This window comes from Pedobacter arcticus A12 (assembly GCF_000302595.1).
GTDB classification, from domain to species: domain Bacteria; phylum Bacteroidota; class Bacteroidia; order Sphingobacteriales; family Sphingobacteriaceae; genus Pseudopedobacter; species Pseudopedobacter arcticus.
Genome location: NZ_AKZJ01000015.1, coordinates 1 through 22,179, shown reverse-complemented (window position 1 = coordinate 22,179; position 22,179 = coordinate 1). Strand labels below are relative to the sequence as shown.

18 protein-coding genes and 1 tRNA gene are annotated in these 22,179 nt (G+C 37.0%); 12 read left to right on the top strand and 7 right to left on the bottom strand.

All coding sequences use genetic code 11. The features are described 5' to 3' along the window. Positions 1-83: 83 nt before the first annotated feature. The 6 genes from B176_RS18750 to B176_RS0100895 form a co-directional block, all read right to left on the bottom strand. Complete coding sequence (locus B176_RS18750) at positions 84-764, bottom strand: hypothetical protein (protein ID WP_017256896.1); 681 nt, start codon at positions 762-764, stop codon at positions 84-86. Next, a complete protein-coding gene (locus tag B176_RS0100915; protein WP_017256895.1) occupies positions 761-979 on the bottom strand; it encodes a DUF2442 domain-containing protein in 219 nt (72 codons plus the stop codon). Before B176_RS0100915 ends, B176_RS18750 begins: the two co-directional genes overlap by 4 nt. Positions 980-1,036: 57 nt before the next feature. After that, positions 1,037-1,762, bottom strand: a complete 726-nt coding sequence (locus B176_RS0100910; RefSeq protein WP_017256894.1) for a YebC/PmpR family DNA-binding transcriptional regulator — start codon at positions 1,760-1,762, stop codon at positions 1,037-1,039. A gap of 230 nt (positions 1,763-1,992) precedes the next feature. Then, positions 1,993-2,580, bottom strand: coding sequence for a 50S ribosomal protein L25/general stress protein Ctc (locus B176_RS0100905; protein ID WP_017256893.1), 588 nt, complete (start codon positions 2,578-2,580; stop codon positions 1,993-1,995). Between the two features lie 21 nt (positions 2,581-2,601). Continuing rightward, entirely contained in the window at positions 2,602-3,546 is a 945-nt protein-coding gene (locus B176_RS0100900) for a ribose-phosphate pyrophosphokinase (RefSeq protein WP_017256892.1), read from the bottom strand. 66 nt (positions 3,547-3,612) lie between these two features. Next, positions 3,613-3,683, bottom strand: a tRNA-Gln gene (locus B176_RS0100895). 212 nt (positions 3,684-3,895) lie between these two features. Here B176_RS0100895 and B176_RS0100890 point away from each other — a divergent pair. Next, on the top strand, positions 3,896-6,925 hold the full coding sequence (locus B176_RS0100890) for a glycosyltransferase family 117 protein (protein WP_017256891.1): 3,030 nt from the start codon (positions 3,896-3,898) through the stop codon (positions 6,923-6,925). 157 nt (positions 6,926-7,082) lie between these two features. Here B176_RS0100890 and ald read toward each other — a convergent pair whose 3' ends face one another. Then, complete coding sequence (gene ald / locus B176_RS0100885) at positions 7,083-8,216, bottom strand: alanine dehydrogenase (RefSeq protein WP_017256890.1); 1,134 nt, start codon at positions 8,214-8,216, stop codon at positions 7,083-7,085. A 177-nt stretch (positions 8,217-8,393) separates the two neighbouring features. On the opposite strand from ald, the gene B176_RS0100880 reads away from it, so the two are divergent. From B176_RS0100880 to dapA, 11 genes are all read left to right on the top strand, one after another. Next, complete coding sequence (locus B176_RS0100880; protein WP_017256889.1) at positions 8,394-9,167, top strand: DUF3891 family protein; 774 nt, start codon at positions 8,394-8,396, stop codon at positions 9,165-9,167. A 359-nt stretch (positions 9,168-9,526) separates the two neighbouring features. Then, on the top strand, positions 9,527-11,434 hold the full coding sequence (locus B176_RS0100875; protein WP_017256888.1) for a DNA topoisomerase IV subunit B: 1,908 nt from the start codon (positions 9,527-9,529) through the stop codon (positions 11,432-11,434). A gap of 262 nt (positions 11,435-11,696) precedes the next feature. After that, the gene (locus tag B176_RS0100865; protein ID WP_026063074.1) at positions 11,697-12,077 is read left to right on the top strand and encodes a GxxExxY protein; all 381 of its coding nucleotides are present in this window, start codon (positions 11,697-11,699) and stop codon (positions 12,075-12,077) included. A gap of 192 nt (positions 12,078-12,269) precedes the next feature. Beyond that, positions 12,270-15,095, top strand: coding sequence for a DNA gyrase/topoisomerase IV subunit A (locus B176_RS0100860; RefSeq protein ID WP_040539680.1), 2,826 nt, complete (start codon positions 12,270-12,272; stop codon positions 15,093-15,095). A 431-nt stretch (positions 15,096-15,526) separates the two neighbouring features. Next, positions 15,527-16,333: a LiaF transmembrane domain-containing protein gene (locus tag B176_RS0100855; protein WP_017256884.1), complete on the top strand. Its 807-nt coding sequence runs from the start codon at positions 15,527-15,529 to the stop codon at positions 16,331-16,333. Between the two features lie 11 nt (positions 16,334-16,344). Beyond that, entirely contained in the window at positions 16,345-16,692 is a 348-nt protein-coding gene (locus tag B176_RS0100850; protein ID WP_017256883.1) for a DUF4288 domain-containing protein, read from the top strand. Between the two features lies 1 nt (position 16,693). Continuing rightward, positions 16,694-17,728: a sensor histidine kinase gene (locus B176_RS0100845; protein WP_017256882.1), complete on the top strand. Its 1,035-nt coding sequence runs from the start codon at positions 16,694-16,696 to the stop codon at positions 17,726-17,728. After that, positions 17,725-18,468: a LytR/AlgR family response regulator transcription factor gene (locus B176_RS0100840; RefSeq protein ID WP_017256881.1), complete on the top strand. Its 744-nt coding sequence runs from the start codon at positions 17,725-17,727 to the stop codon at positions 18,466-18,468. The genes B176_RS0100845 and B176_RS0100840 overlap by 4 nt, the downstream gene beginning before the upstream one ends. Before the next feature lie 221 nt (positions 18,469-18,689). Then, positions 18,690-20,702 carry an NAD-dependent DNA ligase LigA gene (gene ligA, locus B176_RS0100835; RefSeq protein ID WP_017256880.1) on the top strand — a complete coding sequence of 671 codons (2,013 nt, stop codon included), beginning with the start codon at positions 18,690-18,692 and terminating at the stop codon, positions 20,700-20,702. Continuing rightward, positions 20,699-21,235 (top strand): DUF6913 domain-containing protein, encoded by a 537-nt coding sequence (locus tag B176_RS0100830; RefSeq protein ID WP_017256879.1) that lies wholly within the window; start codon positions 20,699-20,701, stop codon positions 21,233-21,235. The genes ligA and B176_RS0100830 overlap by 4 nt, the downstream gene beginning before the upstream one ends. Beyond that, the gene (gene dapA / locus B176_RS0100825) at positions 21,232-22,113 is read left to right on the top strand and encodes a 4-hydroxy-tetrahydrodipicolinate synthase (protein ID WP_017256878.1); all 882 of its coding nucleotides are present in this window, start codon (positions 21,232-21,234) and stop codon (positions 22,111-22,113) included. The genes B176_RS0100830 and dapA overlap by 4 nt, the downstream gene beginning before the upstream one ends. The last annotated feature ends 66 nt before the right edge of the window (positions 22,114-22,179 follow it).

The following is a 22,179-nucleotide window of genomic DNA, read 5'->3' as shown; positions in this document are numbered from 1 at the left end:
TTAATTTGCTATAATTTGGATTGAAGAACTCGGATTGGAAATCTTTTATTATAACATCGGGATTGCAAATCCCGACAAGCGCATTATTCTTCCTTTTTTGGTGCTTTAAAGCGTGGCTTAAATCCAACTGGCTTTGCTGTAATTGTTTCTGGCCCTAATTGACTTTCTTCTTTTTTAGATGCTTCAGGCTTATTTTCTTCAACTTTCGGAACGGCAGTTGTTACTCCAGCTTTGAAACGAGGCTTAAATCCAGCTGGCTTAGCTATAATAGCTTTCTCTACTATTGGCACTTCCTCACTTTTCTCTTCTGGTTGCTCTTCAATAATCCCCGCTGATTTGGTAGCTCCTGCTTTAAAACGAGGCTTAAATCCAGCTGGCTTGGGTGCTGGCGGCGAAGCTTCCCTAATAGATTCGGCTGCTACAGCAGAGCTAATTACTTCCGTTGCTGGAGCTTTAAAACGTGGCTTAAAAGCTATAGACTCTGCACTAGCTGCTTGCGTATTCTCTGATGCGGGCTCCACAATTTCCTTTACGCTAGCAGTTTCTTCCTTGGGTTTAAAAGCTTCTTTCAATCGCAATTTTTTCTCCTCTGCTAAAGGATATGCAATACGCAAATTGTTGAACCAGTATTTTTTAGTATGATCAAAACTTTTTTCGCTCATTTGTTCATAATGAGAAACAAACTCTGCAAAAACATCGGGTTTACCCAATTTTAAAAGGTCTAAATCTATTTTCTTTTTTAAAAAGAATTCTTCAAAAGTCATAGCAAAATCTCCACATTCAAATTCTCCCAAATCAACTTGGTTCCATCACCACTTAACTTCCACTTTGCTTTATCTTCAGCGGAAGCGTTCAATAAACTTTGGTACCATAAAAGAGGAATAGCTGTTTCTTTACCTTCTAAATCTACAATCAAACTATCATCATTAAAAACAACTTTTAATTCCTGATCTTTCCTACGGTTACTAACTATTCCCATTTCGACTGCTTTTTTTAAACTTCTGATTCAGCTTCTGCTTTGAGCTCTATGCTTTAATTACTCTTCCATATTATGATAAACCGCCTGCACATCTTCATCCTCTTCTAGTTTATCCAATAACTTTGTAACATCCAGTACCTGTTCTTCAGTTACTTCTTTATAACTCAACGGAATCCGCTCTAATTTAGCTTGCTTAAGTTCAATTCCTTTCTCTTCCAAAGCTTTCTGCATGTTGCCGAAATCTTCATATCCTGCATGTATAACCGCAATAGCTTCACCTTCTTCGTTTTCTTCTACAAAGATATCTTCCAACCCAGCGTCTATCAGTTCCAGCTCTAGTTCTTCAATATCAAGCTCTCCCGGGTCAAATCTAAAAGTAGAAACTCTTTTAAATATAAAATCCAAAGAACCTGTTTTCCCTAAAGAACCATTGGTTTTTGTAAAATAGCTTCTTACGTTAGCTACAGTTCTATTGGTGTTATCGGTGGTGGTTTCAACTAAAATAGCAACGCCATGTGGTGCATAACCCTCGTAAACAAATTCCTCATAACCAGCCATGTCTTTATCTGAAGCTCTTTTAATAGCTGCCTCTACACGATCTTTCGGCATATTTACAGCCTTACCGTTCTGTATAGCAGTTCTCAGCTTTGAGTTTGTTTCTGGATGCGGACCACCTTCTTTTACTGCCATAACGATATCTTTACCTATACGGGTAAACTGTACCGCCATTTTAGTCCAACGCTTAAATTTTCTCTCTTTACGGAATTCAAATGCTCTTCCCATTTTCTTATAAATTCTTTAGTCTTTTTTATTTCAGTTTAAATCTAGCTATCCACAATCACAAGCATCTCGATACTTTATACTTACATCTTGATACCCAATACTCAGATCTCAATACTCCTGTCCAAAGTTAATTTTTCAAATTGAATTTGGGTATTTAGTCTAACAATTTTTAAACAAAAAAAAACCTCGCTAAATTAATTAACGAGGTTTTTTTTAAGTTCAAAGGAAAACTATTTCTTTCCTTGTGTACCTGCTTGTTGTTCTGCTTGCTTTAATGCTCTTGACATAATTACAGAAACGATAGTGTCTTCTGACACGTTAGTAATCACATAATCAGCTGCTTTTAAATCACGCACTCTTACAGACTTACCTACTTCTAATGGCTCAATAGATACTTCTACTTCTTGAGGCATGTTTTTAGGTAAAGCGTTAACTTTTAGCTTACGTAATTTTTGAACCAATTTACCACCCATTTTAACACCTGGAGAAGTTCCGGTTAATTTTACTGGGATTTCAATCGTTACTTTTTTATCATCAAATAATTGAAGAAAATCGATGTGTACAATTTTTTCAGTTAACGGATGAAACTGGATATCTTGCATAATCGCATTGAATTTTTTACCGTCAATATTCAACTCAGCAAAATTCACTTCTGGAGTGTAAACTAAGTCTCTTAATGCTGGCGCATCAATAGCAAAGTGAATTTGTTCTTTTCCGCCGTATAATACAGCAGGCACTTTTCCTTCGTAACGCAATTCCTTTGCGTCGCGTTTCCCTACGTTCTCTCTTGGAGAACCGCTAATTGCGATTGATTTCATATTTGTATATATTACTTAATTTTAAACTATTTTGAACAATTCACTTATTGACGCATGCTCATTTACATTGGCAATTGCCTTTGCAAAAAAGTCTGCGGTTGATAATACTTTAATCTTCGGACTGCTATGCTTCAACGGAATAGTATCCGTTACAATCAGTTCTGATAATGCAGACTTCTCTAAAGTTGCATAAGCATTTCCAGATAATACAGCATGCGTACAAACTGCTCTCACGCTATTTGCACCTTTTTCCATAATCAAACTAGCAGCCTTAGCTAAGGTACCTCCGGTATCTATAATGTCGTCCATTAAAACAACGTCTAAACCTTTAACATCACCTATAATCGACATCGATTCGATCTCATTAGCCCGCTTTCTTGTTTTATCACAAATCACCACTTCTGCGTTAAAAAACTTAGCGAAAGTTCTTGCTCTGTAACTACCTCCCATATCTGGAGAAGCGATGGTTAGATTTTTCAAACCTAAGCTTTTAATATGTGGCACAAATATTACAGAAGCATCTAAATGGTCTACCGGAATATCAAAAAATCCTTGAATCTGCGCAGCATGTAAATCCATTGTCATGATACGGTGAATCCCCGCCGCAACTAATAAATTAGCTACCAGCTTTGCACCAATGGCAACTCTTGGTTTATCTTTTCTATCCTGACGGGCTAAACCAAAATAAGGAATAACTGCAGTGATATAATGCGCCGAAGCTCTTTTTGCGGCATCAATCATCATCAAAAGCTCAAACAGATTATCGTTGGGCTGGCAGGTTGATTGAATTAAAAAGACATCACAACCACGAATAGATTCATCATAATGTGGCTGAAACTCACCATCAGAAAAACGTGATAAAATTACTTTTCCTAATTCTTTTCCGTAACACTTCGCAATTTTTTCAGACAAAGCCTTGGAACCTGTACCAGAGAAAAGTTTGATGTTGTTAAATGTGGAAGGCATGAGCTTTCGGGGGATTTAAAATAAAAAATTCGGAAATCAAGTTATTCAATTTCCGAATTTTAATTGTTGCCCGACCAGGATTCGAACCTAGACAAACGGTACCAAAAACCGTTGTACTACCTTTATACTATCGGGCAATCATTAAATTCCAAGAAACGCGTTTCCTGAAACGGAATGCAAATATAGAAGCATTAAACAAAGGATGCAAATATATTTTAAAATATTTCCAGAAGCTCTCTAACGGCTTCTTTTTCAGATCCTTTTGTTTACCTGCCGGTTAATAAATGTTAAATTACCGATTAATTAAATTCAATTCATTATTTTCGGCGGTTAAAATCGAATCATAGAAATGACCTATTCCAAAATCAACAACCTGCTGGGTTGGCTTACCTTTTTAATTGCAGCAACCGTATATATACTAACGCTTGAACCTACTGCAAGTTACTGGGATTGTGGCGAATTTATATCTGCTGCACTTAAGCTACAGATAGTACACCAACCAGGTGCGCCATTGTTTTTAATGATTGGTAAAATATTTAGCTTGTTCGCAACTAATCCAGAAAACGTTGCTTATGCCGTAAATATCAGCTCTGCTTTATCAAGTGCAGCAACCATTATGTTTTTGTTTTGGACAATTACTGCCTTAGGTAAAAAAGTAAGCTTAACTACAGACCTAAAATTCAATAAAACTACAATTATTGGAATTATGGGTGCTGGTTTGGTAGGTGCATTGGCTTATGCCTTTTCAGATTCTTTTTGGTTTTCTGCAGTGGAAGCCGAAGTTTACGCAATGTCTTCCTTATCAACAGCAGTTGTTTTTTGGGCAATCTTAAAGTGGGATGCACATGCGGATGAGCCTTACGCAGATAAGTGGTTGATTTTTATTGCTTATGTAATGGGCTTATCAATTGGTATCCACCTTTTAAACTTGCTGGTAATACCCGCTATGGCTTTGGTTTATTATTTTAGAAAAAACAAGGTTGCTACTACAAAAGGTGTGTTAATGGCAATGGCGGTTGGGATTTTGATTTTAGGATTTATACAGTACGGCATCATCCAGTACATGATAAAAATAGGAGCCAATTTCGATCTTTTCTTTGTAAACACACTTGGCTTTGGCTTTGGTTCTGGAGTTACCGTTTTTGCATTACTTTTATTAACAGCTACCATTTGGTTAACCGTTTATTCTATCAAAAAGAAAAAACCAACGTTAAACCTGGCGATGCTGTCTTTCATATTTATCCTATTCGGTTATAGCTCTTTTGTAATGATTGTGGTTAGGGCAAAAGCCAACCCAACTTTAAACAATAGCGATCCTAAAGATGCTTTCTCTTTCTTAAGTTATTTAAACAGAGAGCAATACGGCGATCGTCCGTTGTTGTATGGTCAATATTTTGATTCGAAACCTATTGAAACTAAACAGAACGGAAACATCTACGTAAAAGGCGAAAAAAAATATGAAATTGCCGGACAGAAACAAGCTTATGTGTATGACAAAAACACTTTGTTTCCTCGTATGTATAGTGATGACGGAAACCATCCCGCTGTTTACAGAGACTGGATGAATTTAGGTCCGCAAGAAAGCCCTAATATGTCCACAAATATTGGTTGGTTTGGCACTTACCAAGTCGGCTTTATGTATATGCGATATTTCTTATGGAACTTTGCTGGCAGGCAAAATGACAGCCAGGGCATTGGCGATTACACCAGCGGAAACTGGATAAGTGGCATTAAATTTTTAGATGCCATGCGCTTAGGAGACCAGTCTCAATTACCAGACAGCATCACAAAAAACAAATCAAATAATCAGTTATTTTTCTTGCCGCTTATTTTGGGTTTGTTGGGTGCATTTTGGCACTTTAAATACAGCCAGAAAGACGCCGGGATTGTAGCCTTGTTGTTTTTCTTTACTGGATTAGCCATCGTTATATATCTTAACCAAACTCCCAGTCAGCCACGTGAACGAGATTACGCTTATGTAGGTTCTTTTTACGCCTTCGCAATTTGGATTGGCTTAGGCGTGTTTGCGATATCGCAATGGTTACGAAAAGTAGTTACACCAAAAACCGCAGCTATTCTGGCTACTTCAATAGGATTATTGGCAGCTCCTGTATTAATGGCGAGCCAAGAATGGGATGACCATGATCGTTCAACAAAGTCTACAGCTAGAGATTTTGCCCGCAACTACTTAAACAGCTGTGCTCCAAACGCCATTTTATTTACTTATGGAGATAATGACACCTACCCGCTTTGGTACGTACAGGAAGTAGAAAACTTTAGACCAGATATTAGGATTGTAAACCTAAGTTTATTTGACACCGATTGGTACATTAACCAGTTGAGAAGGCCGTTTAACGAATCAGCTCCGCTCCCAATTACCATGAAGCCAGAAATGTACAAAACTGGCACCAGAGATGTTCTTTTTTACCAGAACTTTAATTTAGAAGGAGCGCAAGAGCTTAAGGATGTTTTTGAATTTGTTACGTCAAGCAACCCTGAAGCAAAAGTAGAATACCAAAGTGGCAAGTCAGAGAACTTTTTACCAACAAAGAACTTTAAGTTAACTATTGACCCTGCAGCTGTATTATCCACCAAAACCGTTGATGCAAACGAAGCCGGTAAAATTGTTCCGGCAATGGAATGGACTTTCCCTGGAAACTATTTAACTAAAGGGCAGTTAGCTATTGTAGATATATTGGCCCATAACAATTGGGAACGTCCAATTTATTTTGCGTTTACCGTACCTAGCAGTAATTTCTTAGGTTTGGATAATTACCTGTTTAACGAAGGTTTTGCTTTAAGATTAGAACCAAAGACAAAAGCAAAAATCCCATCAGACAGTCCACTTGGCGACACTGAAGCAGTGAATACTACAGAGATGTACAAAAACTTGATGGAAAAGTTTGATTGGGGTACTATAAAAACATCTCCTTATCTAGATCCCGAGTCTCAAAAAATGGTGTTTTTATCAGTGAATAAATTCACGGAACTAGCTAAAAACTTGATTTTTGAGGATAAAACAGACCTTGCTAGAAATGTGGTAAAACAATGCTTAAAAGTGTTGCCTATTTACACAACTTACGACAGTAACTTTGCTTTAAGTAAATACGAGCTGATTAAATTAATGTACGAGTTAGGCTTAAAAACTGATGCAACTAGCCTTTTAAAACAAACCGAAAACTTAGTTACACAAGAATTGAATTACCATTATAGCATTATACAGCGAAAAGAAAATTTAGGTAGCAGAGATATCCAATTAAACCTGTTTGTGCTATCGCAGTTTGTAGAAATGACCAAACAATACGGCGAACCCGCCTTAAATAAAGAGCTCGAAAATAAAATGAAAAATTACGAAGCTAAATTTGGAATGAGCAGGTAACGTTTCAATCGCTTTTTAAAAAGGTAGCAGAAGTTTTTCTGCTACCTTTTTTTGTTTTTAGCGTTCGTGTATGAATTAAACACGATTTTTGCCTATCCCTAACTGAACCATAAAACAGACAAATCCTTCTCACTCGGAACAGGATTTAAATGATGGCCTACTCTTCAATCTCTCCGGTATCTAAAAAGTGATGTACTGATTTATAATGTAAGTCAAATGCTTCCGCCACGCCCCGGTGGACTACATCTCCTTTTATAATATTCAATCCTTTTAAAAGCTCGTAATTATCCAAACAAGCTTTTTTCCACCCTTTATCTGCGATTTGTAGAATATAAGGAAATGTGCTATTAGTTAATGCCATAGTTGAAGTATAAGGCACCGCACCAGGCATATTAGGGACACAGTAATGCAGAATTCCGTCTACAATATAGGTTGGATTTTCATGCGAGGTGGGTTTACAGGTTTCAATGCAACCTCCTTGATCTACAGAAACATCAACTACAACAGTTCCAGGACGCATTAATTTAAGCATATCACGCGTAATCACCCTGGGCGTTTTTCTACCGGGAAGAAGAACTGCACCCACAATTAAATCATGATTAGCAACTAGCTTACGGATATTATATTCGCTACTGTACATTGTAACCACATGAGGTGGCAACACATCATTAACATACCTTAAGCGCTGTATGTCAATATCAATAATTGTCACATGAGCACCCAACCCAGAAGCCATTTTAGCAGCTTGCACACCAACAACACCAGCTCCAATAATCAACACTTTCCCGGGTGTAACTCCGGGGACACCACCTAATAAAATACCACGCCCCATTACCGGCTTTTCCAGGTATCGGGCACCTTGCTGAATAGCCATACGTCCTGCAACTTCAGACATTGGAACTAATATTGGCAAAACCTTATTGGTGGTTTCCACTGTTTCGTATGCCATACAAATAGCCCCACTATCAATCATCCCATATGTTAATTTACGGTTTGATACAAAATGGAAAAAACTAAGAATAATCTGGTCACGTTTAGCCATTTTATACTCCGGTACCTCAGGTTCCTTTACCTTAATAATTAGATCTGCTCTTCCCCAAATTTCGTCGGCAGTTTGGATAATTTGAGCACCAGCTTCTTCATAGTCATCATTACGAAAACCACTGGCAGCGCCAGAGTGCGTCTCTATAAGCACTTCATGGCCTCTTTTGACCAATTCATGAGTACCGGAAGGCGTTAAGCCTACTCTATTTTCATGATTTTTCATTTCTCTTGGTATACCGATAATCATAATGTTAATTTTTAAAGAATAAACATGTATTTTTTATAAAAATAAATATAAAAATTTATAATTTTAATACACTTAAAACAATTCAAATATAAAATACATAATCTGTTTTTTATCTGACATCAAAAACAGGTGCTTTTTAACTGTAAAGATTTGTATTTTTATTTTTTTTAATTCAAAATGATACTTCGCGAAGATTCAGAAAATTACATCTTAATCACCCAACACGACCATGCATACATTGCAGGTGAACTACTCAGTCATTTCAAAAAAGAATTTATAGCGGTAGAGCATTTCGAATCATTTAAGTTTGCGGTCCACCAGCATGACCGGGCATGGGTTATTCCAGATTCTCATCCTTTATTAAACGACGTTACCCAAAAACCTTTTACGTTTTTAGATTTCCCAGAAAAACTAAAGCTTTACTTCTACAAACTGGGCATTGAACAGGTAAACCAAGCGAACTCTTATGCAGCCTTACTTTGCAGTATGCACTATAGTAATTTGGCATCTTCATCAGCTTCGGAAACAGCAAGGCAGTTTATTGAACGTGAAAAGTTGCGTCAAAACCATTTGATTGCTAAACTAAAGATTCCGCATACCCGCTTACTACAGTATCAACTTAAACTTCTCAAATTTTGTGATGAGCTTTCTCTGTTTATTTGCATGAACAAACCGGGCGCAACCAAAGAAGAGGAGGTTCCCCAATTCAGAAAAGGCTTTGTAGATTCCGAATTTTTCCATGAAAATGGAGAATCAAAAATTATTGCTTCCTACAAAGACCGGAACACCATAAAATTCAACTCTAATCCTTTCGAAGATATTTTTGAAGTTAAAATACACCTAAAGCGTGTTTCAAAAAAATTAGTGAGCGATATTGGAATTGCCGACGCTTACCTTGCAGAACCAAGCACTTTTTTTAAAGTTTCTATTGGTTCTCCTGAACGGAAGTAATTTAAATTAAAAAATAGAGATCGCTTTTTAGTACTCGATTTTAAGCATAGTCTTAAATTAATTAAACCCAAGTGGCAGTGATACCCCGCAGGGAATTGGAGTTTATGGAAATTACCGAGGAGTAAAGCAGAACACGGGACTAGCGGAACCTATGAAAAACTGTATTTACTTTTCAAAAGTATTCACTTCATTTCCGACTGAAAAATCTTCTTTCAAGTAAAAAACGTCTTTTATTATCCATAATTCTTGATATGTTGAAATCTTATACTTGTCTATTTTGCACAAAATTTTAGCTTTGTAAAGGTTCATTGTGATTTGCAGAATCTCGTATCTCCTATCTCAATACTCAAATCTAACAAATGGCTGAATTAAGTGTAAATTATAGCGAAGACAGTATCCGGTCCTTAGACTGGAAAGAGCATATTAGGCTTCGTCCGGGAATGTACATTGGTAAACTGGGCGACGGTTCTGCTTATGATGATGGCGTTTACGTATTGCTGAAAGAGATTGTAGATAACTCTATTGATGAGTTTGTGATGGGCGCAGGACGTATTATCGACATCACTGTAAGCGACCACAAGGTTTCAGTTAGGGATTACGGACGTGGAATTCCATTGGGAAAAGTGATCGATTGCGTATCGAAAATTAATACCGGTGGTAAATATGATTCTAAAGCTTTCCAAAAATCTGTAGGGCTAAATGGAGTGGGTACAAAAGCGGTTAATGCATTGTCGAACTTTTTCACGGTACAATCTTACCGCGATGGGAAAACTAAAAAAGCAGAATTTGAAAAAGGAGAGCTAGCTAAAGACAACTCTATAATTGACACTACGCAACGGAACGGAACGGCTACGATTTTTATTCCGGATGACTCTATTTTTAGGAACTACCGCTACATTCCTGAGTTTATAGAAAACATGATCTGGAATTATGTGTTTCTAAATGCAGGTTTAACGATCAACTTTAACGGACAAAAATTTTTCTCGGAACGCGGTTTATACGATTTATTGACCAGAAATACGGATGCGGAAGCTAACCGTTACCCAATAATTCATTTGCAAGGTGAAGATATTGAGATTGCGATGACGCATGGGCAACAGTATGGCGAGGAATATTATTCGTTTGTAAACGGTCAGCATACTACTCAAGGTGGAACCCATCAACAAGCTTTTAGAGAAGCAGTGGTTAAAACCATCAGAGAGTTTTACAAAAAAGAATACGATGCTTCGGATATTAGGGCATCTATTGTAGCAGCAATTTCGGTTAGAATTCAGGAACCTGTTTTTGAATCGCAAACAAAAACCAAATTAGGCTCTTTAAATGTTGGTCCAGACGGACCTACGGTGCGTACATTCATCAATGATTTTGTTAAAAAAGAACTTGATAACTATCTGCACAAATTCCCAGAAGCAGCTGATGCTTTATTAAAACGCATTTTACAATCAGAACGTGAGCGTAAAGATATTGCGGGAATTAAAAAACTGGCCAACGACCGAGCAAAAAAAGCAAGTTTACACAACCGTAAGCTACGTGACTGCAAGTGGCATTTGGATGATGAAAAGCTGAGCGAAGAAGATCGTAAAAAAACCACTTTATTTATTACGGAGGGAGATTCTGCTTCGGGATCTATTACCAAAGCTCGGCAAGTTAAAACGCAGGCTGTTTTCTCACTAAAAGGGAAACCTTTGAACGCTTATGGTTTAACCAAAAAAGTAGTTTATGAAAATGAAGAATTTAACTTATTACAGCATGCGCTAAATATTGAGGACGGATTAGATGGGTTGCGTTATAACAATATCGTGGTTGCAACCGATGCCGATGTGGATGGAATGCACATCCGTTTATTGCTGATGACTTTCTTTTTGCAGTTTTTTCCGGATTTGGTAAAAACTGGTCATGTTTTTATTTTGCAAACGCCTCTATTTAGGGTTCGTAATAAAAAGGAAACTATTTATTGCTACAGCGATGAAGAACGTGTTTTGGCAATTGACAAGCTTGGAGGGAAACCAGAAATTACTCGATTTAAAGGTTTGGGAGAGATTTCGCCAGACGAATTCGAAAACTTTATTGGCGAGGATATTAGGTTGGATCCCGTAATTTTACATGGAGAAACCAAAATTAAGAATCTGTTGGAATATTACATGGGCAAAAACACCATGGACAGGCAACAGCATATTGTACAAAATTTAAGAGTTGAAAAAGATGATGCAGAGATTATTGCTGATGCAAAAGCAGCAGCGGAAGCTTTGGAGGAATCGGTAGCCTAATTGTGCTTAAAGTTGAAGCTATATATCAAATTTCAGAACTAGATCATTGGTAAAAAAGGAAATTAAAATTGCTTTTGAGAATGTTAAAAGCCTTGATAAACTTAGCATGGAAAGCAAAAGGGGTAAAGAGTTTATTACCTTTTATTTTTGTTGATTGTAGGTTGGGGATAACCACAGTTTTTGCTTTTGAAGTGTAATTCTAACCACGGAGAACGGAGAGATCACAGAGTTGGATGGAGAATTAATTATTTTAAATTTTAAAATGGAATTAGAAAACTCTTTGGCTACAAAAGTGATTGGTCTGGCAATCAAAGTCCATAAAGAACTTGGACCGGGCCTGTTAGAATCTGCATATCAAGAGTGCCTGTTTTATGAACTAAAGAAGAGCGGGTTATTTGTTGAAAAAGAAAAGCCGTTACCGATATTTTATAATGGTATTGAATTAGAATGTGGTTATAGATTAGATTTATTTGTAGGAAATAGAATTATTTTAGAAATTAAATCAGTTAAGGAATTGAAAGATATATACTTAGCTCAACTTTTAACATATTTAAAATTATCGGAATGTAAACTAGGATTACTTATCAATTTCAATACTTTATTATTGAAAGATGGAGTTAAAAGAGTAATAAACGAATATTAGAAAAATAAACAACACCCCAGCTCTGTGACCTCCGTGTCCTTTGCGGTTAAAAAAAACACTAGCCACTTAGTAAATAAAACTAAGCAGTGAATATAATATAATAACACCCCAGCTCTGTGACCTCCGTGTCCTTTGCGGTTAAAAAAAACACTAGCCACCCAGCCCAAAAAACTCGGCGGTCAACAAAAAACAATGGACGATAACAATTACGAAAAAGAAGAAACCTTACACAACGTCACCTCCCTTAGCGGACTATACGAGAACTGGTTTCTAGATTACGCTTCTTACGTGATTTTGGACAGGGCTGTTCCTCATATTTTTGATGGATTAAAGCCGGTGCAACGGCGTATTCTCCATTCATTAAAAGAAATGGACGATGGCCGTTTCAATAAGGCGGCCAATGTAATTGGTAATACGATGAAGTACCATCCGCATGGCGACGCGTCCATCGGTGATGCAATGGTACAGATTGGACAGAAAAACTTACTGATTGATACCCAAGGAAACTGGGGGGACCCAGTTACTGGAGACTCTGCAGCAGCACCACGTTATATTGAAGCCCGTTTATCTAAATTTGCTTTAGAAGTTGTTTTTAATCCGGATACTACCGAGTGGCAATCATCTTACGACGGTAGAAATAAAGAACCTGTTACTTTACCGGTAAAATTCCCACTTTTATTAGCGCAAGGAGCAGAAGGTATTGCTGTAGGCTTGGCTACCAAAGTTATGCCCCATAACTTTATTGAGCTTATTGATGCTTCCGTTGAAGTTTTAAAAGGCAACCGACCAGATATTATCCCCGATTTTTTAACTGGTGGGATGGCCGATTTTTCTAATTATAACGAAGGTCAGCGAGGGGGAAAAATCAGAGTTCGGGCGAAAATATCGGAAATCGATAAAAAGACTTTAGTTATCACCGAAATTCCTTTTTCAACCACCACTATCGGGCTGATTGACAGTATCATTTCCGCCAATGACAAAGGGAAAATCAAAATCAAAAAAATTGAGGATAACACTGCAAAAGATGTAGAAATTGTGGTGCATCTGGCTCCCGGCATTTCTCCGGATGTAACCATTGATGCGCTTTACGCCTTTACCAATTGCGAGGTTTCTATATCGCCAAATACCTGTATCATAAAAGGCGACAAACCTCATTTCATGAGCGTCAACGATATTTTAGTCGAAAGTACACATTACACAAAAAACCTTTTAAAACGTGAATTAGAGATTAAACTTCACGATTTGATGGAGCGAATTTTCTTTAGTTCGCTATTGAAAATATTTATTCAGGAAGGGATGTACAAACATGCCGACTATGAAAATTCTACAAATTTTGACGAGGTTCTGGTAGTTTTACACCGATTATTTGGACCTTTTAAACCAAGCTTATATCGCGAGATTTTACCAGAGGATTTCAAGAAACTGATTGATAAGCCAATGAGTAGCATTACCCGTTTTGATGTTAAAAAAGCGGATGAACAAATGGCCAATCTCGAAAAGGAAATTAAAGGTGTAAAACACGACCTAAGGCATTTAACCGACTATGCAATTGCTTACTTTGAGCGATTAAAAGAAAAATTTGGCAAAGGCAGAGAGCGTAAAACGGAGATCAGAGCTTTCGACAAGGTAGAAGCAGCACAAGTTGCTTTGGCAAATACCAAGTTTTATTTAAATAGAATTGATGGTTTTATTGGCACAGGTTTAAAGAAAGACGAATACGCTTTTGATTGTTCCGATTTAGACGATATTGTAGTTTTTAGAGAAGATGGCGTTTGCTTGGTAACCAAAGTACAGGATAAAACCTTTGTAGGAAAAGGAATTCTACACATCGGCGTTTTCAAGAAAAACGATGAGCGTACCATCTATAATATGATTTATAAAGACGGTAAAACCGGCGTTGCTTATATTAAACGTTTCGCAATTGGTGGCGTTACCCGCGATAAAGAATACGATTTAACCAAAGGCTCGAAAGGGAGCAAAACTCTTTATTTTACCGCAAATCCAAATGGAGAAGCAGAGGTAATTAATGTGTCTTTAAAGCCGATGTCGAAACTACGAAAACTAACTTTCGATCACGATTTTGCCGAAACGGCCATTAAAGGAAGAGCGTCCCAAGGAAATATCCTTACCAAATTTGCAATCAAAAAAATCACTTTAAAATCCAAAGGTGTTTCTACTTTGGCAGGAAGAAAAATCTGGTACGATCCCATCACAAAACGACTCAATGAAAACGGACACGGACGTTATTTGGGCGAATTCCAAGCAGAGGACAAAATACTTTGTGTGTTTAACGATGGTAGTTACGAACTATCGAGTTTCGATTTAACCAATCACTTTGATGATAAAATGGTTCGTATTGAAAAATTTGGTCCGGAAAAAGTTTTCGCATGCATCCACCTCGATGGAAAATCTAAAAACTATTACATTAAACGTTTTGTGTTTGAGGATTTAGCAATTGGTAAGAGAGCAGGTTTTATTAGTGAAGAGCCAGGTTCTAAAATGCTTATCCTAAGCGCTTCCGACCATCCAATTGTTAAAGTGGAAGCTTTAAAAGGTAAATCGCAGATTTTTGACGAGCAGGAAATTGATTTATCCGAAGCAATTGATGTAAAAGGAATGAAAGCACAAGGGAACAAATTAAGCCCGCATGATGTGCAACATATCACTTTAATTTCGGAAGAAAATGAAGTGGTTGAAGATGAAGAAGTTGAAATTATTGAAGAGCATGACGAAGATGATAATGGAGATGATAACGACGACAACGCTGAAGATAATTTACCGAACGAAGATAAAAAATCGGAAGAAGAAGTAAAACCAACAGAAAGCGCTCAACCAGCAGAAAAACCTGAAGAAACTCCAAAGTTAGAAGAAATAACACCCAAAGAAGCATCAAAAACGGAAGAAGTTAAAAAACCAGCTTTCACATCAAATCCAAAACCTGTTAAAAAAGTGGACTTTGAAATCACCAACCCAGATGACATTAAACTGGATGATAAAGGGCAGTTGGGTTTGTTTTAATCATATCGATCTAACAATCTCATTTGCTAATCTAGATTGGAAGAATTTAAAATAGACTCTTCCAATCTAAATTAGTTTTAAAAACCAAATTGTTCGAGATTCCATTTGGAACATGTCCAATGCTATTAAGTTAAGTGAGTTCCCCGTCACGTCGAGGTGCGACGAGACGTCTCACAAGCAAGGTAAGATCATAGAATTTGTAATCTATTTGTCTGGTTTATCTTCGATGAACTAATCGTTTTCACTTCTCAAAATGACGAAATGCTTAAATCATAACATTGGAAACAGCTTAAAATCACCAATTTCCTTAAGCTTCGGCCGAGGCTCACCGACAAATCACCCCATTTCACCGAATTTCCAGCCTATTCCATCGAAAACCGTTCAGCCAAAAGCAAAACAACACCTACATTTATCTCATTAAATCAAAAGAAATGGAAAATCCAGAAATAGAGAAAACACCAAACCAACACGGAAAAAAAGTGTTAGGTTCTGTAATTTTATTAGTCGGTTTGGTTTTATTAGCTAAACAAATGGGCTTACAGTTTCCAACATGGCTAGCAAGTTGGCCAATGCTTTTAATTGTTATTGGTATCGCAAGCGGAATAAAACACCGATTTAGAAACAACGGTTGGATTATAATGATCTTGATTGGGTCCGTATTCCTTGCTGAACGAATTTCTCCCGAATTATCGGTATCACAATATACTTGGCCAATAATTTTAATAGGTCTTGGTCTATTATTCATTTTTGGAAAGGATTTTAAAAAGAATGATTGTAAAAGAAGGAGGCGATGGGAAAAACGCTATGGCAACCCAAATACCGATCACTTCGCTTATGCCGAAACACCAAAAAATGAAGAACCTGCAACAGAAAAAAACAAGTACCACGTTGCGGGTGAAGAATATATAGACAGCGTTTCTGTCTTTGGCGGTACTAAAAAAAATATCCTTTCCAAAAACTTTAAAGGAGGCGATGTTACCAATATTATGGGTGGCGCCGAATTAAATTTTCAACATGCCGATATCAATGGAATTGCAGTTTTAGATGTTACGCAAGTATTCGGCGGAACAAAAATCATTGTTCCCCCATCCTGGGAAGTGGTTACAGAAATATCAACAACAATATTTGCGGGTATCGACGATAAACGAATATTAACTCAGGTTTTAACCGATAAAAGCAAAATTTTAGTAATTAAAGGAACGTCCATTTTTGGAGGAATAGACATCCGTAATTTTTAAATAACGATAAAATGAACTGGTTTGTAGCTAAATTAATATTTGAGATAGAAACTCAAGACAGTAAACACCCTCAATTTGATGAGCAACTACGCTTGATAGAAGCAGTAAACGAAGAACTTGCGTTAGAAATGGCTTATCAACTAGGGTCAATGCAACAAGAAGAAATTATTAACAGCAATAACCATCAGGTAGCATGGAAATTTGTTGCAGTTACAGAAATAGAAAATATTGGCGAAATTGCCCATGGCAAAGAAATCCATTATAAAATTAACGAGCCAGAACAAGTAGAACAATACTTAGCTTTAGTTAGCGTAAAGGCAGCGCAATTAAAAAACCGAAAATCAATTTACCAGGAATAAAGTGACCGCTTCTCCATTATCAAATAGTAAGTTCAAATGGGTATTCCTCTTTCTGGTTGCGGTTTTCACAGCATTCCAATATTACACGCTCACACTGTTTCATATTGATAACAGAACCGCAATAAACGATAGCATTATAGCCAACATCCTGCTGGCCCTATGTTGCTGGTTAATCAGCAACAGCCTTTCTTACTATCAACCGAAAGGCTATAAATACCTTTTTGTAATTGTTTGGTGTAAGGTTTTAGCAGGTATTTATGTGTATGCACTTATACTTATATTTGATAACATAGCACTTTACAATGGTGATAACCATTTTTTTCTACAGCTCTCACTGCCAGTGCGATTTATGTTCGCACTGTTGTTTATAGGCAGTATGGCAACCATTAGCATATTGTGGTATACACAAGAAGAGAATAATGAATTTGCCCGCAGAAAAAACGAATCAGATAAACTCACTAAAGAAATTGAGTTGTCATCTTTAAGAGAAAAACTGCAACCGCATTTTTTGTTCAACAGCTTAAATTCTATCAGTGCTTTAACCATTACTCAACCAAAAGAAGCCCGTAAAATGGTGCATCAACTATCTGATTTTCTAAGAGGTACTTTAAGAAAAGACGATACTTTAACCGCCTTAAAAACGGAATTCCAACATCTGGAACTATACCTCGATATTGAAAAAGTACGTTTCGGTAATCGCTTAAATACACAGATTTCAGCAGATGACACTGTTTTAAGCAAAACTTTACCGCCCATGCTTTTACAACCATTAGTAGAAAACGCAATAAAATTTGGTTTGTATGACACTTTGGACGAAGTAACCATCAATATTTCTGCAATTTCGCAACATCGCTACTTACAGATCACCATCACCAACCCCTTTGACCCCCAAACATCGCATACCAACAAAGGCACAGGTTTCGGCTTATCAAGTACCCAACGTAGGTTACAGCTTATATACAACCGCACCGATTTGCTGACTACCGAAAAACGTGATGGGAAGTTCATCAGCATTTTAAAAATACCACAAATATGATTAAAGCACTAATTATCGACGATGAACCTTTAGCCAGGAATATTATTAAGGAATACCTTTTAAACTTTCCAAAAATAGAAGTAGTAGAAGAATGCGGGAATGGTTTCGAGGGATTAAAGGCGATTAATCAGCACCAACCACAACTCGTTTTTTTAGATATACAAATGCCTAAAATTACAGGTTTCGAGCTTTTAGAACTACTAGATGAATTACCTGCAATCATATTTACCACTGCTTTTGATGAATTTGCCCTCAAAGCATTTGAAGCAAACGCAGTGGATTATCTGTTAAAACCCTTTAACGAAGAGCGCTTTAAAAAAGCAATAGATAAATTTTTATCTAGCAACAGAGAGGAACAAACTAAACCAGTTCAACATATTGTAGAAGCTATTTCCGCAACAAGCCAAACCCAAAACGAGCGTATCGTAATTAAACTGGGCAATAAAATAAAAGTGATTTCTATTTATGATATCACCCACATAACTGCAGATGATGATTACGTGAAAATTCATACGGCCGAAGGTGAGTTCCTGAAAAACCAAACGCTTGCTTTCTTCGAAAAAAACCTAAATCCAGCTTTTTTTGTACGTGTTCACCGCTCGCATTTAGTAAAAATAGATCAAATAACTAAAATTGAAGCCTACGAAAAAGATAGTCATCTGCTGATTTTAAAAACCGGACAAAAAATTCCGGTAAGTAAGACAGGTTACCCAAAATTGAAGGCAGTTTTAGGGATTTAACTTTAGTAATCGGTTTAAAATTAACTACTTATAGACATAGAAATTTTAAACCAACTTTGACCTCTTCAGACTTTCTGTAAAAAGTCCGCAAATAATTAATGGAAAGATAGTTATGTAGTTAAGAATATTTAAGTAAGTCTTCAAATAAATCACGGTTATGTTTCATAAATATTTTTGACTGAAATTTAGACAGCGTCTCACAAAAATGTATCTTCGTTCCCATGTCAGCTAACGATATAAAAGCGCAGATTGATTCATTAGTAACAGAGCTAAAACAGCATAATTACAACTATTATGTATTGGCTATGCCTACACTTTCTGATTATGATTTTGATCAGAAATTGAAACGATTAGAAGCTTTAGAAAAGGCAAATCCACAATATTTAAATCCCGATTCGCCAACGCAAAAAGTAGGCGGAGAAATTACTAAAAACTTCAAAACCATTATACACAAATGGCCAATGATGTCATTGGGCAACACCTATAACGAGCAGGATTTACTTGATTTTGACCAACGCATTAAAAAAGCAATCGGCGAAAATTTCGAATACGTTTGCGAGTTAAAGTTTGATGGATTATCCATGAGTTTGACTTATGAAAACGGCAAACTTTCCAGGGCAGTTACCCGTGGCGATGGCACAAAAGGCGATGAAGTTACCTCAAACGTAAGAACAATTCGTACCATTCCAACAGCAGTCCATGGCAATAAAATGCCAAAGGAGTTCGATATCCGTGGCGAAGTTTTTATGCACCACGCCGCTTTCGAAAAACTAAATCAAGAACGCATAGAAAACGGAGAACAAGCGTTTGCCAATCCACGTAATTTTGCATCCGGAACGGTTAAAATGCAGGACTCCGCCGAGGTTGCAAAACGTCCATTAGATTGTTTCCTGTATTTTTTTTATAGTGATAACAATCCGTTTAAAACGCATTGGGAGAGTTTACAGGCTGTAAAAAGTTGGGGCTTCAAAATCTCGGAAGAAAGCAAACTCTGCAATAACATTCAGGATGTTTTAGCTTTTATCCAAAATTGGGAACAAAAACGATTTAAGCTAAGTTACGATATCGACGGAATTGTAATCAAAGTAAACAGCTATGCACAACAACAGGAGTTAGGTTTTACCGCCAAGTCCCCACGTTGGGCAATCAGCTATAAATACAAAGCACAAGAAGTTGAAACCGTTTTGGAAAAAGTGACTTACCAAGTTGGGCGGACAGGTGCTGTTACACCGGTTGCCAATTTGAAACCCGTCTTACTGGCTGGCACAACAGTAAAAAGGGCCACGTTACACAATGCCAACGAAATTGAACGGTTGGATTTACACGAAAACGACACCGTTTTAGTTGAAAAAGGTGGGGAAATAATTCCAAAAATAATTCAGGTAAACCTAGATAAAAGATTGCCTGGAGCTAAAAAAATTGAATATATCCACAAATGCCCAGAATGTAATACGCCTTTGGTTCGTACAGAAGGCGAAGCGGTACATTACTGTCCAAATGACGAAGGTTGTCCACCTCAGATAGTTGGTCGCATTCAGCATTTTATCAGCCGTAAGGCTATGAATATTGAAGGTATTGGTGCAGAGACAGTAGAAGCGCTCTATCAAAAAAATCTGCTTACGCACATCAGTGATATTTACACCCTAAAAAATCACGAAGAAGATTTAAAAAAGTTCGAACGTTTCGGCGAAAGATCCATTACTAACTTACTTGAAGGTATCGAGAAATCGAAACAAATGCCGTTTGAAAAAGTATTATTTGGCTTAGGAATACGTTATGTAGGGGCAACAGTTGCATTAAAATTGGCAAAACATTTTAAAACCATTGAGCGCATTGCCGAGGCAGATTTTGAAGCATTGATTACTGCAGATGAAATAGGCGAACGCATTGCACAAAGTGTAATTGAGTATTTCAACAATCCCAAGCACAAAGAAGAGCTCGAAAAACTAAAACAAGCCGGTTTAAATTTTGAAATAGAAGAAAAGGAAGTAGTTTTACAAAGCGAAAATTTAGTAGGCAAAACCTTTATCATTTCCGGTGTTTTCGAAGGATACACAAGAGATGATCTTAAAGACATTATTGAAGCAAACGGCGGTAAGATTTTAATCAGCATATCTGCCAAATTAAATTACCTTGTAGCTGGCGAAAATATGGGACCAGCTAAATTAGAAAAAGCAAATAAATTACAGATCCCCATTATTACAGTGCAGGATTTGTTAGAACTGATAAAATGAGAGCGTTATTAAGTAAATACAGAATAAAATCTGGGTTTCATAAATTAAAACAAGAAATCAAAAAAATCAGCAGAAAAAATAAATCTATCTCGCTTAAAGCTGCGCAGTATATTGGCATCGTTGTTACCGTAGAAAACCAGAAACAGCTGGATGAAATTGAAAAAGTAGCCCTCGAGTTTCAAAAGCAAAATAAAAAAGTACGTCTTCTGGCCTTCACATCCAACATTAACTTAAAAACGCTCTTTCCTAGCAATATTGAGCTCATCACCAAAGAAGATATCAATTGGAACTTTGTGCCAAAACGCGAAAAAATAATCAACTTTGTAAACAATGAATTTGATATTCTGATTAACTTGTGCACTGAAATTTGTTTCCCTTTGGTTTACATTACAGCGCTCTCAAAATCATTTTTCAAAGTCGGCGCATATCATAAAAAACATTCAGCTTTTTACGATTTTATGTTAGCCACTCAACAACAAAGCATCAGCGGTTTTAATACCGAATTAAAATACTATTTAGATAAAATAAAATGAGCATTTTTTACGGAACAGGTGTAGCCATGGTTACCCCCTTTCTTGAAGATTTAAGCGTTGATTATAATGCTTTAGAGAAAACCATCGAACACCTAATCGCAGGTAAAGTGGATTATATTGTGGTAATGGGTACTACTGCCGAATCTGCTACCTTAACCGCGGAAGAGAAGCAAGAAATTTTTGAATTTACAGCAAAGATTACCAACAACCGAGTTCCATTAATGGCAGGCATCGGAGGTAATAATACCGCCGAGATTGTTGACGCAGTGAGCAAATTTGATTTGCCAGGCTATAAAGCTGTGCTTTCTGTGGTGCCTTATTATAACAAACCAAATCAGGAAGGTATTTATCAGCATTATAAGGCTGTAGCTGAGGCTAGTAAATTGCCAATTTTATTATACAATGTTCCAGGCCGTACGGGCGTAACCATGTCCGCGGAGACTACCTTACGTTTAGCAAACAATGTTAAAAACATACTCGGTGTAAAAGAAGCATCGGGAAATTTTGATATTTTTAACGAGATAGCTGCTCACAAACCAAAAGGCTTTTTGTTGATTTCTGGCGATGATCCCGTTACCCTTCCGATGATTGCTTTGGGCGCCTCAGGGATTATCTCAGTCATAGGGAACGCCATACCAGCGCAACTCTCTGCAATGGTCCGTAAATGTTTGGAAGGGGATTTTAAAGGAGCACAATCGGCTCATTACAGTTTTCTAGCATTTACATACCTATGTTTCGCAGAAGGAAACCCAGCTGGCGTTAAAGCAGGAATGAAAAACTTAGGCATCTGTGAAGACAACCTACGTTTGCCGTTAGTAAAAGTAACAGAAGCAACACGCTCAAAAATCAAAATCGAGATCAATAAAATAACTGCGTAAGCAATTAACAACATAATAATTTCAAAGCCAGTAATCACTATACTGGCTTTTTTTATTGTCCATATT

Excerpts from the sequence above, each read along its gene's own strand:
- B176_RS18750 (WP_017256896.1), bottom strand. The coding sequence starts at position 764 with ATGACTTTTGAAGAATTCTTTTTAAAAAAGAAAATAGATTTAGACCTT.
- B176_RS0100915 (WP_017256895.1), bottom strand. The coding sequence starts at position 979 with ATGGGAATAGTTAGTAACCGTAGGAAAGATCAGGAATTAAAAGTTGTT.
- B176_RS0100910 (WP_017256894.1), bottom strand. The coding sequence starts at position 1,762 with ATGGGAAGAGCATTTGAATTCCGTAAAGAGAGAAAATTTAAGCGTTGG.
- B176_RS0100905 (WP_017256893.1), bottom strand. The coding sequence starts at position 2,580 with ATGAAATCAATCGCAATTAGCGGTTCTCCAAGAGAGAACGTAGGGAAA.
- B176_RS0100900 (WP_017256892.1), bottom strand. The coding sequence starts at position 3,546 with ATGCCTTCCACATTTAACAACATCAAACTTTTCTCTGGTACAGGTTCC.
- B176_RS0100890 (WP_017256891.1), top strand. The coding sequence starts at position 3,896 with ATGACCTATTCCAAAATCAACAACCTGCTGGGTTGGCTTACCTTTTTA.
- ald (WP_017256890.1), bottom strand. The coding sequence starts at position 8,216 with ATGATTATCGGTATACCAAGAGAAATGAAAAATCATGAAAATAGAGTA.
- B176_RS0100880 (WP_017256889.1), top strand. The coding sequence starts at position 8,394 with ATGATACTTCGCGAAGATTCAGAAAATTACATCTTAATCACCCAACAC.
- B176_RS0100875 (WP_017256888.1), top strand. The coding sequence starts at position 9,527 with ATGGCTGAATTAAGTGTAAATTATAGCGAAGACAGTATCCGGTCCTTA.
- B176_RS0100865 (WP_026063074.1), top strand. The coding sequence starts at position 11,697 with ATGGAATTAGAAAACTCTTTGGCTACAAAAGTGATTGGTCTGGCAATC.
- B176_RS0100860 (WP_040539680.1), top strand. The coding sequence starts at position 12,270 with ATGGACGATAACAATTACGAAAAAGAAGAAACCTTACACAACGTCACC.
- B176_RS0100855 (WP_017256884.1), top strand. The coding sequence starts at position 15,527 with ATGGAAAATCCAGAAATAGAGAAAACACCAAACCAACACGGAAAAAAA.
- B176_RS0100850 (WP_017256883.1), top strand. The coding sequence starts at position 16,345 with ATGAACTGGTTTGTAGCTAAATTAATATTTGAGATAGAAACTCAAGAC.
- B176_RS0100840 (WP_017256881.1), top strand. The coding sequence starts at position 17,725 with ATGATTAAAGCACTAATTATCGACGATGAACCTTTAGCCAGGAATATT.
- ligA (WP_017256880.1), top strand. The coding sequence starts at position 18,690 with ATGTCAGCTAACGATATAAAAGCGCAGATTGATTCATTAGTAACAGAG.
- B176_RS0100830 (WP_017256879.1), top strand. The coding sequence starts at position 20,699 with ATGAGAGCGTTATTAAGTAAATACAGAATAAAATCTGGGTTTCATAAA.
- dapA (WP_017256878.1), top strand. The coding sequence starts at position 21,232 with ATGAGCATTTTTTACGGAACAGGTGTAGCCATGGTTACCCCCTTTCTT.